Source organism: Pseudomonas sp. RGB (assembly GCF_007713445.1).
Classification (GTDB): Bacteria; Pseudomonadota; Gammaproteobacteria; order Pseudomonadales; family Pseudomonadaceae; genus Aquipseudomonas.
Genome location: NZ_VMSH01000007.1, coordinates 1 through 16,274 on the forward strand (window position 1 = coordinate 1; position 16,274 = coordinate 16,274).

The following is a 16,274-nucleotide window of genomic DNA, read 5'->3' on the forward strand; positions in this document are numbered from 1 at the left end:
TGCCGAGTGGTGGGGCAAGAGCCTTTTGGTTACTTTTGGGCTCTTTTCAAAAGTGGCCCGCCGTAAGGGCGGAACCCATAGCAGCCATCACCGCAGCAACGGATATACACACTAAACCCCCAGGCCCAAAAAAAAGGCGCGACCCCCATCAGAGATCGCGCCTTCTTTATATCAGCCGCAGCCTAGTAGCCTATCAACTACCCAACGCCTTGGACGCCAACCAGAACAACCCGGCCGACAAGCCCACCGTCGCCGGCAAGGTCAACACCCAAGCCATCAGAATGGTCTTCACCGTACCACCCTGCAGGCCGCTTTTATTGGCAACCATGGTCCCGGCAACACCGGACGACAACACGTGGGTAGTCGAAACCGGCAGGCTAAAGATGTTGGCCAGGCCAATCATGCTCGCCGTGGTGATCTGCGCCGACATGCCCTGGGCATACGTCATGCCCTGCTTGCCGATCTTCTCACCGATGGTCAGCACCACACGCTTCCAACCCACCATAGTGCCCAGGCCCAAGGCCAGTGCCACCGCCAGGATCACCCAGAACGGCGCGTACTCGGTCGTGGCCGTCAGGTCTTTACGCAGCTTGTCCAGGTCGGACTTCTCACGCGCATCCAGGCCCGGCAGCTTGCCGACTTTCTTCGCGGTGTCGTCCAGGCACAGCAGGTAGCGGCGCACTTCGATACGGTGCTCGGAGGTCAGCGAGTGGTAGTCCGAGACACCCTTCAAGGTGTCCATCAGCGCGCTGATGGTGGGCTCGGTCTGCTGCGGGTTGCACTGGAACTTGCCCGGCAGGTCATCCTTCTCGCTTTTGCCCAGCGCCAGGAACTCGCCGAGGGTGGCGTTGTTACGCTGGTAGAACTGGCTCAAGTGCACGGTGGCGTCACGGGTGCGCTCGATCTGGTAAGTGGTGCTGCCCAGGTCGAGTACGAACTGCGCCGGCACGATACCGATCAGCACCAGCATGATCAGGCCGATACCTTTCTGACCATCGTTGGAGCCGTGCACAAAGCTTACGGCCATCGCGGAAATCACCAGCACCAGGCGGTTCCAGAACGGCGGGTGTTTCTTGTCGTCAAGCTTGCGGCGCTGGTCCGGGGTCTTGTGCATCTTCGACAGCGGGCGCCACCATTTCAGGCCGAGCAGCACCAGGGCTGCGACCAGGAAACCGGCCATCGGCGAGAACACCAGAGACGCGCCGATATCGATCGCTTTCTGCCAGTTCACACCATCAGCCAACGGGATATCGTTGATCAGGGCATTGGCCAGGCCGACACCCAGGATCGAGCCGATCAGGGTGTGGGAACTGGAGGCCGGGATACCGAAGTACCAGGTGCCCAGGTTCCAGGTGATCGCCGCTGCCAGCAAGGAGAAGACCATAGCCAGACCATGGCCGGTGTTCACATTGATCAGCAACTCCACCGGCAGCAAGTGCACGATGGCGTACGCGACACCGACACCACCGAGCAACACGCCGAGGAAGTTGAACACCCCGGAGAAGAACACGGCCAGGTGCGGCGGCATGGCTTTGGTATAGATGACTGTGGCCACCGCGTTAGCAGTGTCATGAAAGCCATTGATGAACTCGAAGGCGAGGACAAAGGCCAGGGCGAGCAACAGGCTCACTAGAACCCACGCATCCAGTCCGCTGAATAAATCGATCATGAAGGTTTTCTGACCCGGTCGTAAGGGGGCGCGATTATGCCAGAAAACCTCAGTAATCGATGCACTAGCTGCTCATCGGTAACAATCTTCATTGAAAAAAAACCGGGCAGAGGTGCGCATCCCAGGGTTTTCGGGGCTTTGGCAAGTCTTTGATTTATAAAGCTGGGGGGCGAAAACGCGGGTTTTTTTGACCGAATTGTCACATTTGAAACATTTGTACGAAATTTCGTTCAAGGCTGTAGGAGCCTGATTAAATCAGGTTGCCCGCCGCTGGCAATGCGCCAGCGGCGGTGGCAAAACCTTGAAGCTCAAATCCAAATGCTTATGGCTCTTCGGTTTTGAGTTCCTGTTCAATCTTTTGGATTTCCTGGGCAAATGCCTGATCGAGCAAACTGGCTCGTTTGCGCCAGGGCTTGCGCTCGGGCTCAGGCTGGGCGGCGTAAGTGGTGATTTCCCCGCCGTAAACGTCCTTGTAACGTTGCTCCTGGCGCTCAAGTTCCGCGCGCAGTTCGTCTTTCGTCACAGTGTTACCTAAATGAGTTGAGTGTATTGAATGTGCAGCGCCGCGCTTGAAAGTCGTCCTCGGGCTGTTTCAAGTTGAACAGGCGAACTGTTCAAGTTTGAAAGAAGCACAAGGGGCAAACGTTTAAGCGGATACGTGTGACCGGCGATGCTCGAACGCTGCAAAGCCTGGCGAGCTCCAATCCCGATTATTGTTACCGGGCCGACCTCTGCACAGGCTGCATTATAGCGACGTATTTGAATAACACTATCGTCGTGAAGTTAAAAAGCGTCAACGTTGCGTGAGGGTTTTGTTACATACAGGTGTCAGTCTTTTCGAAAAAACCGTGTCGACGTTCTGCACTTTTATAAATGGCGGATGATTGCTCAAACTTAAGCGATCCCTTCGGCACATCCGTGAAGTGTGCTGGTTCGTTGAGCGCCATTGCACGGCCGAAAAATTGCGATAATCGCATGATCGTCCGATAATCGCCCAAAGTTACTGACCCCGCCTTGTGCATTCTGGCCAGCGCGGCTTGTAATAGCGGCCAACCCTCCCAGCGGTTGAAAATAAGAGAAAGGACCCTGAAATGAACGATCAATTGCGCAACTCCTTCGCGTCAGTGGCGCCGCCGATCGTGGCGTCCCCGGCCAAGCGCATCCAGGCGTTTACCGGTGATCCGGACTTCATGACTTCCCTGGCCCGTGGCCTGGCCGTGGTGCAAGCCTTCCAGGAGCGCAAGCGCCACCTGACCATCGCCCAGATCAGCCACCGCACCGAAATCCCCCGCGCCGCCGTGCGCCGTTGCCTGCACACGTTGATCAAGCTCGGCTACGCCACCACCGACGGGCGTACCTATTCACTGTTGCCCAAAGTCCTGACCCTGGGGCACGCCTATTTATCCTCTACGCCGCTGGCAGTGTCGGCCCAGCCTTATCTCGATCGCATGAGCGAGCAGCTGCATGAAGCCTGCAACATGGCAACGCTGGAGGGCGACGACATCCTTTATATCGCCCGTTCCGCCACCACCCAGCGCTTGATTTCCGTGGACTTGTCGGTGGGCGGGCGCTTGCCGGCGTACTGCACGTCCATGGGCCGCATCCTGCTCGCGGCACTCGACGATGCCTCGCTGCAGGACTACCTCGACCACGCCGACCTGCAAACCAAGACCAGCCGCACCCTGACCACGCCCGACGCCTTGTTCGAATGCCTGCAGCAAGTACGCCAGCAGGGCTGGTGCATTGTCGACCAGGAGTTGGAGCAGGGCCTGCGTTCCATCGCCGTGCCGGTGTACGACGCGTCCGGCCAGGTGCTGGCCGCGCTCAACGTGAGTACCCACGCCGGTCGGGTCAGCCGCAGCGAGCTGGAGCAGCGTTTCTTGCCCAGCATGCTCAGCGCCAGCCGTGAGCTGAGTGCGCAACTGTTTGCCTAAGTGTTCGATGACCGCACAGATCCCGGCTTGATCAATTGACGGTGTTTCCCCTGGCTTATTAATGTGCGGCAGCGCTGTCAGCGCCGCCCAATAATAATGACGACCTCAGGTCGTTCGCCCGCCCATCGGTGTGGAAATAACAATAATGAATCAGCCCTCTGTCGGTACTAACCTGGACGTGCAGTCCTTTATCAATGCCCAGCCGTTGTCACGCTATCAATGGCGCGTGGTGATCCTGTGCTTCTTGATTGTCTTCCTCGACGGGCTCGACACCGCCGCCATGGGCTTTATCGCGCCCGCACTCTCGCAGGACTGGGGCATCGACCGCGCCAGCCTCGGCCCGGTGATGAGCGCCGCGTTGATCGGCATGGTGTTCGGCGCGCTGGGCTCCGGCCCGTTGGCCGACCGCTTCGGGCGCAAAGTGGTGTTGGTGAGTGCGGTGCTGGTGTTTGGCGCGTTCAGCCTGGCCTCGGCCTACAGCACTAACGTTGACCAATTGCTGGTGTTGCGTTTCCTCACCGGGTTGGGCCTGGGCGCGGGGATGCCGAATGCCACCACGCTGCTCTCCGAATACACGCCCGAGCGTCACAAGTCGCTGCTGGTCACCAGCATGTTCTGTGGGTTCAACCTGGGCATGGCCGGTGGCGGATTTATCTCGGCCAAGCTGATTCCAGCGTTCGGCTGGCACAGCTTGCTGATGATTGGCGGCATTCTGCCGTTGATCCTGGCGGTGGTGCTGTTGGTGTGGCTGCCGGAATCGGCGCGCTACCTCGTGGTGCGCAATCGCGGCACCGACAAGGTGCGCAAGACCTTGTCACCCATCGAGCCCAACCTCGTCGCCCACGCCACCAGCTTCAGCGTGCCCGAACAAAAAACCGTCAAGGCGCGCAACGTGTTCGCGGTGATCTTCTCCGGCACTTACAGCGCCGGCACCTTGTTGCTGTGGCTCACCTACTTCATGGGCTTGGTGATCGTGTACCTGCTGACCAGTTGGCTGCCGACCCTGATGCGCGACAGCGGCGCCAGCATGGAGCAGGCGGCGTTTATCGGCGCGCTCTTCCAGTTTGGTGGCGTGTTGAGTGCGGTCGGCGTGGGCTGGGCGATGGACCGGTTCAATCCGCACAAGGTCATCGGCACTTTCTACCTGCTGGCCGGGGTGTTCGCCTACGCGGTGGGGCAGAGCCTGGGCAATATCACGTTGCTGGCCACCTTGGTGCTGGTTGCCGGGATGTGCGTCAACGGTGCGCAATCGGCGATGCCGTCACTGGCCGCACGCTTCTACCCGACCCAAGGCCGCGCTACCGGCGTGTCGTGGATGCTCGGCATCGGCCGCTTTGGCGCGATCCTCGGTGCGTGGATGGGCGCAACCTTGCTGGGGTTGGGCTGGAACTTCGAGCAGGTGCTGACGGCGCTGGTGATTCCGGCGGCATTGGCCACGGCGGCCGTGCTGATCAAGGGCATGGTCAGCCATGCGGACGCGACCTGAGGTCTGACACGATTTTGTAGCAGCCACGAGGCGATGTGGGAGCTGGCTTGCCTGCGATTGCATCAACCCAATTTGCCTGCTGGACCGAGTCGTCTGCATCGCAGGCAAGCCAGCTCCCACATTGACGGTTGGCAGCTGAACTGGCTGCTTTGCACGAAAGATTAGCTAGACAACAATCCGTTCGATAATCGAACGCTGAGTCGATTATCGGATTGTTCGACCCCTTTGCCCGGCTTAATCTTCAGGCACTTGGGCGCCACCTCAGCGCCTTTTTCGATCAACACCGGGAGCCCGAACCCCATGGCTGAAATCCTTGCGCTGCGCGACGCGGTGAAGCAATTCGTGAACGACGGCGATACCGTCGCACTGGAAGGCTTCACCCACCTGATCCCTACGGCGGCGGGTCATGAAATCATTCGTCAGGGCAAGAAAGACCTGACGTTGGTGCGTATGACGCCTGACTTGATCTACGACCAGTTGATCGGCGCCGGCTGCGTCCGCAAGTTGATTTTCTCCTGGGGCGGCAACCCCGGCGTAGGCTCCCTGCATCGCCTGCGCGACGCGGTCGAGAAGCAATGGCCGCAACCCCTGGAGATCGAAGAACACAGTCACGCCGACCTGGCCAATGCCTACGTCGCCGGTGCATCCGGCCTGCCGTTTGCGGTGCTGCGCGCCTACGCCGGTTCTGACTTGCCCAAGGTCAACCCGCTGATCAAAACCGTGACCTGCCCGTTCACCGGCGAAGTGCTGGCGGCGGTGCCGTCGGTTCGCCCGGACGTCACCGTGATCCATGCACAGAAGGCTGACCGCAAGGGCAACGTGTTGCTCTGGGGCATTCTCGGTGTGCAGAAAGAAGCGGCCCTGGCGGCCAAGCGCTGCATCGTCACCGTCGAAGAGATCGTTGACGACCTGAATGCACCGATGAACAGCTGCGTGCTGCCGACCTGGGCGCTGACAGCGGTGTGTCACGTACCGGGGGGCGCGCATCCGTCCTACGCCCACGGCTACAACGAGCGTGATAACCGCTTCTATCAGGCGTGGGACCCGATCGCTCGCGACCGTGGGACCTTTACCGCCTGGATCGACGAATACATCCACGGCACTGCCGACTTCCGTGAATTCCAGGCCAAGCTGGCCGCCGCGCAGGAGGCCAAGTGATGGCTTACTCGACCAACGAAATGATGACCGTCGCCGCCGCGCGTCGCCTCAAGAACGGCTCGGTGTGCTTCGTCGGCATCGGCTTGCCTTCCAAGGCTGCCAACCTGGCGCGCCTGACCTCGTCGCCCGACGTGGTGCTGATCTACGAATCGGGCCCGATTGGCGCCAAGCCCAGCGTCTTGCCGCTGTCCATCGGCGACGGCGAATTGGCAGAAACCGCTGACACCGTGGTGCCGACCGGCGAGATTTTCCGCTACTGGCTGCAAGGCGGGCGCATCGACGTCGGTTTTCTCGGCGCGGCCCAGGTTGATCGATTCGGCAATATCAACACCACCGTGGTCGGCGATTACCACCAGCCCAAAGTGCGCCTGCCGGGTGCTGGTGGCGCGCCGGAGATTGCCGGCTCGGCCAAGAGCGTGCTGATCATCCTCAAGCAGTCGGCGCGGTCGTTTGTCGACAAGTTGGACTTCATCACCTCCGTCGGCCACGGCGAAGGCGGCGACTCACGTAAACGCCTGGGTCTGCCAGGCGCCGGCCCTGTAGGGATTATTACCGACCTGTGCATCATGGAGCCGGAAGAGGGCAGCCATGAATTTGTGGTCACCGCGCTGCACCCCGGCGTCACCCGCGAACAAGTGGTCGCGGCCACTGGTTGGGCGATTCGGTTTGCCGATCAGGTGAGCACCACCGACGCACCGACGGACATCGAACTGAAGGCCCTGCGTGATCTCGAAGCCCGCACTGCCGCCGCCCATGGCCAAGCGACAGGAGAAGCCTGATGCGTGACGTGTTTATCTGTGATGCCATTCGCACGCCCATTGGCCGCTTTGGCGGTGGTTTGTCCACGGTGCGTGCCGATGACTTGGCGGCCTTGCCGATCAAGGCCCTGATCGAGCGCAACCCTCAGGTTGAGTGGGCGGCGGTGGATGAAGTGTTCCTCGGTTGTGCCAACCAGGCCGGTGAGGACAACCGCAACGTCGCGCGCATGGCCCTGCTGTTGGCGGGCCTGCCGGAGAGCATTCCCGGCGTGACCCTCAACCGTTTGTGCGCCTCGGGCATGGACGCGATTGGCACGGCATTCCGTGCCATCGCCAGCGGCGAAATGGAGCTGGCGATTGCCGGCGGCGTTGAGTCGATGTCCCGTGCACCCTTCGTGATGGGCAAGGCTGATGTGGCGTTTTCACGCAACATGAAGCTTGAAGACACCACCATCGGCTGGCGTTTTATCAACCCGTTGATGAAGGCCCAGTACGGTGTGGACGCGATGCCGCAGACCGCCGATAACGTCGCCGACGACTACAATGTGTCCCGCGCCGATCAGGACGCTTTTGCCCTGCGCAGCCAGCAACGTACCGCCGCTGCGCAAGCCGCCGGGTTTTTCGCTGAAGAAATCGTGCCGGTGCGCGTCGCGCATAAAAAGGGCGAGACCGTGGTCGAGCAGGATGAGCATCCACGGGACACAACCCTGGAAGCCCTGGCCAAACTCAAGCCAGTCAATGGCCCAGACAAGACCGTCACCGCCGGCAACGCCTCGGGCGTGAATGACGGCGCAGCGGCGCTGATTCTGGCCTCGGCCGAGGCCGTGAAAAAACATGGCCTCACCGCCCGCGCCCGTGTGTTGGGCATGGCCAGTGCCGGTGTTGCACCGCGTGTGATGGGCATCGGCCCGGTGCCGGCGGTGCGTAAACTGGTGGAGCGCCTTGGTCTGGCGGTTACCGACTTTGACGTCATCGAACTCAACGAAGCCTTCGCCAGCCAAGGCCTGGCGGTGCTGCGTGAGTTGGGCATTGCCGACGATGCCCCGCAGGTGAACCCGAACGGCGGCGCCATCGCCCTCGGCCACCCGCTGGGCATGAGCGGCGCGCGGTTGGTGTTGACGGCGTTGCACCAGTTGGAAAAAACCGGCGGCCGCAAAGGCCTGGCCACTATGTGTGTGGGCGTCGGCCAGGGTTTGGCGCTGGCGATTGAACGCGTTTAATAAGAGAGGATGGCTCCATGAGTGACAAGCCCGGATACCGGCGCCCGCAAGCGGGCACTCAACCCGATTACCTGCACCCGGCCTACCAGTCGACGAACTTGCGTTCGCCGTCTCAGCCGTTGGTGTTTCTGCCGCATTCCTTGTCAGAGATCACCGGCCCGAGCATCGGCGCCGAACGCGTCAATGAGAAGGACAACGACCTGACTGCCCAGCACGAGGGCGAACCTCAGGGCGAGCGCATCATCATTCATGGCCGCGTGCTGGATGAAAATGGCCTGCCGGTGCCGGGCATTCTGGTGGAGATCTGGCAAGCCAACGCCGCCGGTCGCTACAACCACAAGCGCGACCTGCATGACGCGCCACTGGACCCGAACTTCACCGGCACCGGCCGCACCGTCACCGACGCGGATGGCTGGTACCAGTTCCAGACCATCAAGCCCGGCGCCTACCCGTGGGGCAACCACCACAACGCGTGGCGCCCGGCGCATATCCACTTTTCGCTGTTTGGCCCCAGCGTGCTGACGCGGCTGGTCACGCAGATGTACTTCCCCGGCGACCCATTGCTGGAGTACGACCCGATCTACAACTGCGTGCCGGACACCTCGGCCAAGCAGCGCCTGATCGCCAGCTTCGACCTGGAAAAAACCATTCCTTCCTATGCCCTCGGCTACCGCTGGGACATCGTCCTGCGCGGCCGCGACGCCACGCCGATGGAGAAATGAGATGAGCCTTTACGCAACCACGTCCCACACCGTCGGGCCGTATTACCACATTGGCCTGACCTGGCTGAACCGCGAAGACCTGACCGTGCCGGCCACCCTTGGCGAACGCGTGGCGATCAGCGGGCAAGTGGTGGACGGCAACGGTGATGTCGTCAACGACGCCATGCTTGAAGTCTGGCAGGCCAATGCTGCGGGCAAATACGATCACCCGGAAGATGACCAGGCCAAAGCCGTCGATCCCAACTTCGAAGGCTTTGGCCGAGTGCCGGTGGATGCCGAAGGGCGCTTTCGCTTTACCACGATCAAGCCGGGCAGCGTGCCGGGGCTTGCGGGTACGACCCAGGCGCCGCACCTGGTGGTGCTGGTGTTTGCGCGTGGGCTGGTGAAGCACTTGCTGACAAGGATTTATTTTGACGGTGAAGCGTTGAATGGCGATGACCCGTTGCTGGCGTGTGTGCCGGCTGAGCGTCGCGGCACCTTGATTGCCAAGGCGGATGCGGGCGGTGTGCACCAGTGGAATGTGATTTTGCAGGGCACAGATAAGGAAACGGTGTTCTTCGATTACTGAGGTGGCTTAAAACCTGTCGCAGGCAAGCCTGCTCCCACATTTAAAGGTGTCTCCAATCAAAATGTGCGAGCGGGGTTGCCCGCGATGAGACCCTTCGAGGCGACACGTATCCAAAAGTCTGCTTGCGGAACATGGTTGTTGCAAAGTATGTCTAGGCTATAACCGTTCCCACTGAGTGAAAAACACATGACAACAAAAACGATTCACTACACCGGAGAAGAACGCAGCAAGCGGATTTTTGCAATTGTCGGGGCCTCGTCCGGCAACCTTGTCGAATGGTTCGACTTCTACGTTTATGCCTTCTGCGCCATCTATTTTGCCCCGGCGTTTTTTCCGTCGGAGAGCCCCACCGTACAACTGCTCAGCACCGCCGGCGTGTTCGCTGCCGGCTTCTTGATGCGCCCTATTGGCAGCTGGGTGTTCGGCAGTCTGGCCGACAAGCACGGCCGCAAGAATTCGATGATGATCGCGGTGCTGATGATGTGCGCCGGCTCGCTGGTTATTGCGTTTTTGCCGACCTACAAGGACATCGGCATCTGGGCGCCGATCCTGTTGTTGGTGGCGCGCCTGTTTCAAGGCTTATCGGTGGGCGGCGAGTACGGCACCACCGCCACCTACATGAGTGAGGTCGCCCTCAAGGGCCAGCGCGGGTTTTTTGCCTCGTTCCAGTACGTGACCTTGATCGGCGGGCAATTGCTCGCGGTACTGGTGGTGGTGATCCTGCAGCAATTTCTCAGCGAAGATGAACTGCGCGCCTGGGGCTGGCGGATTCCATTTGTGGTCGGTGCCGTCGCGGCGGTCATCTCCTTACTGCTGCGCCGTACCTTGAAAGAGACCACCACCAAGGAAATGCGCGAACACAAGGACGCCGGCAGCATCACCGCGCTGCTGCGCAATCACACCGCGGCCTTTATCACGGTGCTGGGTTACACCGCCGGCGGCTCGCTGATTTTCTACACGTTCACCACGTACATGCAGAAGTACCTGGTGAACACGGCCGGGATGCATGCCAAGACCGCCAGTTACATCATGACCGGCGCGCTGTTCCTCTACATGTGCATGCAGCCGCTGTTCGGGATGCTGGCGGACAAGATCGGCCGCCGCAATTCCATGCTGTGGTTCGGCGCCCTGGGCACGCTGTGCACCGTGCCGATCCTGCTGACCCTGAAAACCGTCAGCAGTCCGTTCCTGGCCTTTGTGCTGATCACCCTGGCCCTGGCGATTGTCAGCTTCTATACCTCCATCAGCGGCCTGGTCAAAGCTGAAATGTTCCCGCCCCAGGTACGTGCATTGGGCGTGGGCCTGGCGTACGCGGTGGCCAATGCGATTTTCGGCGGCTCGGCTGAAGTGGTTGCGCTGGGTCTGAAATCCATGGGCATGGAGAACGGCTTCTATTGGTACGTCACCGTGATGATGGCGATTGCTTTCCTGTTCAGCCTGCGCCTGCCCAAGCAGGCGGCGTATCTGCACCATGATCTGTAAGGAAGAGTTATGACACTGCGCACGAGCAATCAACTGTTCGACGCTTACTTCAGCGCTGACAGCATGGCCGATGTGTTCTGCGACCAGGGGCGTTTGCAGGGCATGCTGGACTTTGAAGCCGCGCTGGCCCGCGCCGAGGCCCAGGTCGGCTTGATTCCCCAGGCCGCCGTCGCGCCGATTGCCCAGGCGTGCCTGGCGTCTTTGTACGACGTGGATGTGCTCGGCGTGGCGATTGCCACGGCGGGCAATTCGGCGATTCCGTTGGTGAAAGCGCTGGGCAAATTGATCGCCAGTGAAGACGCCGGCGCCGAACGTTATGTGCATCTGGGCGCGACCAGCCAGGATGTGATGGACACCGGCCTGGTCCTGCAACTGCGGCGCGCGCTGGCGTTGATCGACGCTGACCTGGCGCAATTGGGTGAGACGCTTGCCGTGCAGGCCCAGCGTTATGCGCGCGTGCCATTGGCCGGGCGCACCTGGTTACAGCATGCGACACCGGTGACCCTGGGCATGAAAATCGCCGGTTGGCTGGGGGCGGTGACGCGCAGTCGTCAGCGTCTTGCCGAGCTCAAACCGCGCCTGCTGGTGCTGCAGTTTGGCGGCGCGTCCGGAACGCTGGCGGCGCTGGGTGAGCAGGCAATGCCGGTGGCCGAAGCCCTGGCTGCGCAGTTGCAATTGAATTTACCCGAGCAACCCTGGCACACCCACCGTGACCGGCTGGTGGAGTTCGCCAGTGTGCTCGGCCTGATCGCCGGCAGCCTGGGCAAAATGGGGCGTGATATCAGCTTGTTGATGCAGACCGAAGCGGCGGAAGTGTTCGAGCCCTCGGCGCCCGGCAAAGGTGGTTCATCGACCATGCCGCACAAGCGCAACCCGGTGGGCGCCGCCGTATTGATCAGCACGGCGACCCGCGTGCCGGGCCTGGTGGCGACGATGTTGAGCGCCATGCCTCAGGAACACGAGCGCAGCCTTGGCCTGTGGCATGCCGAATGGGAAACCCTGCCGGACATTTGCCGGTTGGTGTCCGGCGCATTGCAGCAGGCGCTGCTGGTGGCCGAGGGGTTGGAGGTCGACCCTGAACGCATGGCGCGCAACCTTGAGTTGACCCAGGGCCTGGTGCTGGCCGAAGCCGTCAGCAGCGTGCTTGCCCAGCGCCTGGGCCGGGAAACCGCGCACCATCTGTTGGAGCAATGCTGCAAACGCGCCGTTGCCGACGGGCGCCATCTGCGTGCAGTGCTGGCCGACGAACCGCAGGTTACCGCCGAGTTGTCAGCCGCTGAACTGGACCGCCTGCTCGACCCGGCCCACTACCTTGGGCAGGCGCACACGTGGGTCACCCGCGCGGTGACCGATCATTTTGCCTTGACCGCGTAAGGAGACCGCTGTGCCATTTGTACAACTCGCCGAGGGCGAACTGCATTACCAACTGGACGGCCCGCTCGACGCGCCGGTGCTGGTGCTGTCCAACTCCCTGGGCACTGACCTGCATATGTGGGACATCCAGATTCCGGCCTTCACCGAGCATTTTCGCGTGGTGCGTTTCGACACCCGTGGCCACGGCAAGTCTTTGGTCACCGAGGGGCCGTACAGCATTGAGCAACTGGGCCACGACGTGATCGCGCTGTTGGATGCGCTGCAGATCCAGCGTGCGCATTTTTGCGGGCTGTCCATGGGCGGCCTGATCGGTCAGTGGCTGGGCATTCATGCCGGTGACCGTCTGCAGCGGCTGGTGGTGTGTAACACCGCGGCCAGGATCGGCACGCCGGATATATGGAACCCGCGTATCGAGATGGTCTTGCGCGATGGCCCGGCCGCCATGGTGGCGCTGCGTGATGCGTCTATCGCCCGCTGGTTCACCGCCGATTTCGCCGCCGCCAACCCGCACCAGGCCAGGCAGATTACCGACATGCTCGCCGCTACGTCGCCCGAGGGTTACGCCGCCAATTGCGCCGCCGTGCGCGATGCGGATTTTCGCGAGCAGCTGGCATCGATCAAGGTGCCGACCCTGGTGATTGCCGGGACCGAGGACGCAGTGACACCGCCGGCCGGTAGCCACTTTATCCAGAACCACGTGAAGGGCGCCGAGTACGCCGAGTTCTATGCGGCCCACCTGTCCAACGTCCAGGCCGGGGCTGATTTCAGTCACCGGGTGCTGAGGTTCTTGCTGGCTGAATAAACCGTGTGACGAGCGCGCTTGCCACCACCACCGGTGATCGAGCCGAGATCCAATTGAACCAGGAGCTTTTTTGTGGACGAGAAACACCGTTACGCCGCCGGCCTGCAAGTGCGCCGCGAAGTACTGGGCGACGCACATGTCGACCGCAGCCTGAATGCCCTGACCGAATTCAACAGCGAGTTCCAGGAAATGATCACCCGCCACGCCTGGGGTGATATCTGGACCCGCCCCGGTCTGCCGCGGCACACCCGCAGCCTGATCACCATCGCCATGCTGATCGGCATGAACCGCAGTGAAGAACTGAAACTGCACCTGCGCGCCGCTGCCAGCAACGGCGTGACCCGCGCCGAGATCAAGGAAGTGCTGATGCAAAGCGCGATCTATTGTGGGATTCCGGCGGCGAATGCGACCTTCCACCTCGCCGAGTCGGTATGGGATGAGCTCGGCGTGGAGTCGCGCCAACAGGATTGATTTGAAAGGCACTCAAGTGTGGGAGCGGGCTTGCCCGCGAATGCGGTGGATCAGTTAAAGATAAATTGACTGACCCACCGCATTCGCGAGCAAGCCCGCTCCCACATTGGTTTCAGTGGGAATCCGCATCCCATACCCAGTTCCACACCCCCGGCAGGTGCACCACTTCATTAACATCCTTGACCGTGCGCGCCAGCGCCGCGCGTTCCAGCACGGCGCGGTCGGTGTAGAACGGCTCGGCCGCAGTCTTCATGCCGTTGATCCGAGCGCTGTCCATCAGGATCTGCAAGTACTCCTGCAGGTGCCGCGCGGTGTAGCGGTTGATGTCATGGAAGGTCACCACCACCGGTATCACGCCGTCCACTGTCGGTAACTCGCCCAGCGCGATGCGCTCGCGCACCACCGACAGCTGCCGATACAAATTCGCCCGGCGCCGCGGGCTGCCGTTGAAGCCCCAGATCTTGCCGTCATTGGCACTCAGGTCGGTCAGCAACACATGCATGCCGTGGCGCTGGTAGGCGGCGAAAGTGCGCTTGTCGTAGTTCCAGAAGGGCGGGCGTACCAGCGCGGGTGAGACGCCGGTGATGGCGGCGATATCGGCCGCGCCCTGGCTGAGGGTGCTTTCAAGCTCGGCGTCGCTCAACCAGCGGTGGTTGGTGTGAAACCCGGTGGCGGTGTGGAAGGCCAGCACGTGACCCGCCGCGTATTCACGCACCATGGTCTTGCGGCCCCGCGGGCTGCCGCCTGAGCGGGAGGCTTCGGTCTGCAGGAAGAACACCGCCTTGATACCCGGCAATACCGGGTTATTCGCCAGGTCAGCCACCACCGAGCGGCTCGGGTTGTTGTAGCCCGAGGCGCTGGGGCCGTCATCAAAGGTCAGCAGAAAACGGATCGGCGCCTGGGCTTGCAGGCGTTGTTCGGTCTGCGGCGTCAGCGCGATAGGCGCGCCGATGCAGCCGGTGAGCAGAATCGACAGAATGACAATCAGGTATTTCATGGCGGCCTGGGTTCAGAGCTGGTCATCCGTGTCGTTGAGTCCCTGTGCCGGGTGATGGGCGCGTGCACGATACAGCATGAGCGCGGCTGTCATCAGCGGTAAATCGTGCCGCCTGTCTTGAAGGGGCGGGCTGGCTTCACGCGTAAGGGGTTCGAGTCGTCGTCGCCATTGCCAATACGGCTATGGTCATTGCCGCGCGCGCGTGAATTTTGAGGTATTGGCGGGGAACGTTCCCGCTCCCATTGAGGCAACTTGCCAAAAAAACAGCCGCGACCAATCAAGTCGCGGCTGCCATTCGCACTGATGGACGCCTACAGCAGGCTGATCGGGTAACTGACGATCAAGCGGTTCTCGTCGAACTCATTGTTGCTGTAGTCGCGGCGCATGCTGGAGTTGCGCCAACGCACGTTCAAATCCTTGAGGGCGCCGCTTTGCACGGTGTAGCCCAGTTCGCTCTCACGGCCCCACTCCTTGCCGTCGGTGATGGCCCCGGTGTGCACGTTGCTGCCGCTGATATAGCGGTTCATCAGGGTCAGGCCCGGGAGGCCGAGGACGACAAAGTTGAAATCGTGGCGCACCTGCCAGGATTTTTCCTGGGCGTTGTCGTAGCTGGAGTTGTAGCTGTCGTTGGCCAGGGTGCCGCCGCTGGTACCGTTGACGCGCATCCACGCGCTGTTGCCGGTGAGTTTTTGCAGGCCGACGTAGAAGGTATTGCCACCGTAACGCGCAGAAAACAGGCCGGACCAGGTCTTGTTGTCCAGCTCACCCGCACGGGCGCTGCCGTCATCCTTGCCGTAGAAGAACCCGAGGTTGGCGCCCAGGGTCCAGTCACCCACGGGCTGGCTGTGGATCAGGTTGACGTACTGCTGGCGGTAGATGTCCTTGAGCTGGGCATTCCATATGCCGATCTGGGTGCGTTTGTCGTTGAACGCATATTCGCCGCCCTGGAAGTTGAAACGGTCGGAGGTGAAGGCGGTTTTACCGGACATCGACATGTCCGTCATGCTGCTGTCATCGCGCGGGCTGTTGGCGCGGAACTGACCGCCGTAGAGCGTGAGGCCGTCGATTTCCTTGGAGGTGATCTGCCCGCCGCGCAGGGTTTGCGGCAGGGAACGGCCGTCGTCGGCGCGCAGGATCGGCAGCACCGGCATCCACTCGCCGACCTTCAGTTCGGTCTTGGAAAGCCGCGCCTTGAACGCCACTCCCAGGCGGCCGAAGTTATCGGCCGGGCGGCCGTCGTGGTCCAGCGGCAACAGCTGGGTGCCACCGGTGCCGCGCCCGCCATCAAGCTTTTGTGAGTACAACCCCAGCACATCCATACCCAAACCCAGCGTGCCCTGGGTGAAGCCGGACCGGGCGTCGAGAATGAAACTTTGCGTCCATTCCTGCGCGCCGCCCTGGGCTTTGGTCGGGTTGGTGTAATTGCGGTTGAAGAAGAAATTGCGCAGGTTGAGGTTGGCGCTGGCGTCTTCGAGAAAGCCGTGTTCTTCGGCGACGACAGGGAGTGCAAGACTGGCGACAGCGGTCGCCAGCCACAGCTGGCGCGGTTGGAAAATGCTCATGGTGTTGGACCTGTTGTTATTGGGGTTATGCAGGTGCCGGCCATGGTGCTTGGCGGTGTGGACGTGATGAA

At 61.5% G+C, this 16,274-nt stretch carries 16 protein-coding genes; 11 read left to right on the forward strand and 5 right to left on the reverse strand.

The window, feature by feature from the left end:
• Positions 1 to 193 precede the first annotated feature (193 nt).
• From FPT15_RS16040 to FPT15_RS16050, 3 genes are all read right to left on the reverse strand, one after another.
• The gene (locus tag FPT15_RS16040) at positions 194 to 1,669 is read right to left on the reverse strand and encodes an inorganic phosphate transporter (RefSeq protein WP_145162727.1); all 1,476 of its coding nucleotides are present in this window, start codon (positions 1,667 to 1,669) and stop codon (positions 194 to 196) included.
• 322 nt (positions 1,670 to 1,991) lie between these two features.
• Positions 1,992 to 2,192: a hypothetical protein gene (locus FPT15_RS16045; RefSeq protein ID WP_057701255.1), complete on the reverse strand. Its 201-nt coding sequence runs from the start codon at positions 2,190 to 2,192 to the stop codon at positions 1,992 to 1,994.
• A 292-nt stretch (positions 2,193 to 2,484) separates the two neighbouring features.
• On the reverse strand, positions 2,485 to 2,772 hold the full coding sequence (locus FPT15_RS16050; protein ID WP_145162730.1) for a hypothetical protein: 288 nt from the start codon (positions 2,770 to 2,772) through the stop codon (positions 2,485 to 2,487).
• Here FPT15_RS16050 and pcaR point away from each other — a divergent pair.
• The 11 genes from pcaR (at position 2,761) to pcaC (ending at position 13,644) form a co-directional block, all read left to right on the forward strand.
• Positions 2,761 to 3,603 carry a pca regulon transcriptional regulator PcaR gene (pcaR, locus tag FPT15_RS16055; RefSeq protein ID WP_145162733.1) on the forward strand — a complete coding sequence of 281 codons (843 nt, stop codon included), beginning with the start codon at positions 2,761 to 2,763 and terminating at the stop codon, positions 3,601 to 3,603. The genes FPT15_RS16050 and pcaR overlap by 12 nt on opposite strands.
• A 145-nt stretch (positions 3,604 to 3,748) precedes the next feature.
• On the forward strand, positions 3,749 to 5,089 hold the full coding sequence (locus tag FPT15_RS16060; protein ID WP_145162736.1) for an MFS transporter: 1,341 nt from the start codon (positions 3,749 to 3,751) through the stop codon (positions 5,087 to 5,089).
• Between the two features lie 300 nt (positions 5,090 to 5,389).
• The gene (locus FPT15_RS16065) at positions 5,390 to 6,247 is read left to right on the forward strand and encodes a CoA transferase subunit A (RefSeq protein WP_145162739.1); all 858 of its coding nucleotides are present in this window, start codon (positions 5,390 to 5,392) and stop codon (positions 6,245 to 6,247) included.
• Positions 6,244 to 7,026, forward strand: coding sequence for a CoA-transferase subunit beta (locus FPT15_RS16070; protein ID WP_178119704.1), 783 nt, complete (start codon positions 6,244 to 6,246; stop codon positions 7,024 to 7,026). The genes FPT15_RS16065 and FPT15_RS16070 overlap by 4 nt, the downstream gene beginning before the upstream one ends.
• On the forward strand, positions 7,023 to 8,225 hold the full coding sequence (gene pcaF / locus FPT15_RS16075; protein ID WP_178119710.1) for a 3-oxoadipyl-CoA thiolase: 1,203 nt from the start codon (positions 7,023 to 7,025) through the stop codon (positions 8,223 to 8,225). The genes FPT15_RS16070 and pcaF overlap by 4 nt, the downstream gene beginning before the upstream one ends.
• Positions 8,226 to 8,242: 17 nt before the next feature.
• Positions 8,243 to 8,947 (forward strand): protocatechuate 3,4-dioxygenase subunit beta, encoded by a 705-nt coding sequence (pcaH, locus tag FPT15_RS16080; protein WP_145162748.1) that lies wholly within the window; start codon positions 8,243 to 8,245, stop codon positions 8,945 to 8,947.
• Position 8,948: 1 nt separating this feature from the next.
• Positions 8,949 to 9,515 (forward strand): protocatechuate 3,4-dioxygenase subunit alpha, encoded by a 567-nt coding sequence (gene pcaG / locus FPT15_RS16085; protein WP_145162751.1) that lies wholly within the window; start codon positions 8,949 to 8,951, stop codon positions 9,513 to 9,515.
• 186 nt (positions 9,516 to 9,701) lie between these two features.
• Entirely contained in the window at positions 9,702 to 10,997 is a 1,296-nt protein-coding gene (locus tag FPT15_RS16090; RefSeq protein ID WP_145162753.1) for an MFS family transporter, read from the forward strand.
• 9 nt (positions 10,998 to 11,006) lie between these two features.
• Positions 11,007 to 12,371, forward strand: coding sequence for a 3-carboxy-cis,cis-muconate cycloisomerase (locus FPT15_RS16095; protein ID WP_145162755.1), 1,365 nt, complete (start codon positions 11,007 to 11,009; stop codon positions 12,369 to 12,371).
• Between the two features lie 10 nt (positions 12,372 to 12,381).
• Positions 12,382 to 13,173, forward strand: coding sequence for a 3-oxoadipate enol-lactonase (gene pcaD, locus FPT15_RS16100; RefSeq protein ID WP_145162758.1), 792 nt, complete (start codon positions 12,382 to 12,384; stop codon positions 13,171 to 13,173).
• Positions 13,174 to 13,245: 72 nt separating this feature from the next.
• Entirely contained in the window at positions 13,246 to 13,644 is a 399-nt protein-coding gene (pcaC, locus tag FPT15_RS16105) for a 4-carboxymuconolactone decarboxylase (protein WP_145162760.1), read from the forward strand.
• A 112-nt stretch (positions 13,645 to 13,756) separates the two neighbouring features.
• Here the strand turns inward: pcaC and FPT15_RS16110 are convergent, their stop codons facing one another.
• Both FPT15_RS16110 and FPT15_RS16115 read right to left on the reverse strand, forming a co-directional pair.
• Entirely contained in the window at positions 13,757 to 14,641 is an 885-nt protein-coding gene (locus tag FPT15_RS16110) for a polysaccharide deacetylase family protein (RefSeq protein ID WP_145162762.1), read from the reverse strand.
• Between the two features lie 311 nt (positions 14,642 to 14,952).
• Positions 14,953 to 16,203, reverse strand: a complete 1,251-nt coding sequence (locus tag FPT15_RS16115; RefSeq protein ID WP_145162764.1) for an OprD family porin — start codon at positions 16,201 to 16,203, stop codon at positions 14,953 to 14,955.
• Positions 16,204 to 16,274 lie beyond the last annotated feature (71 nt).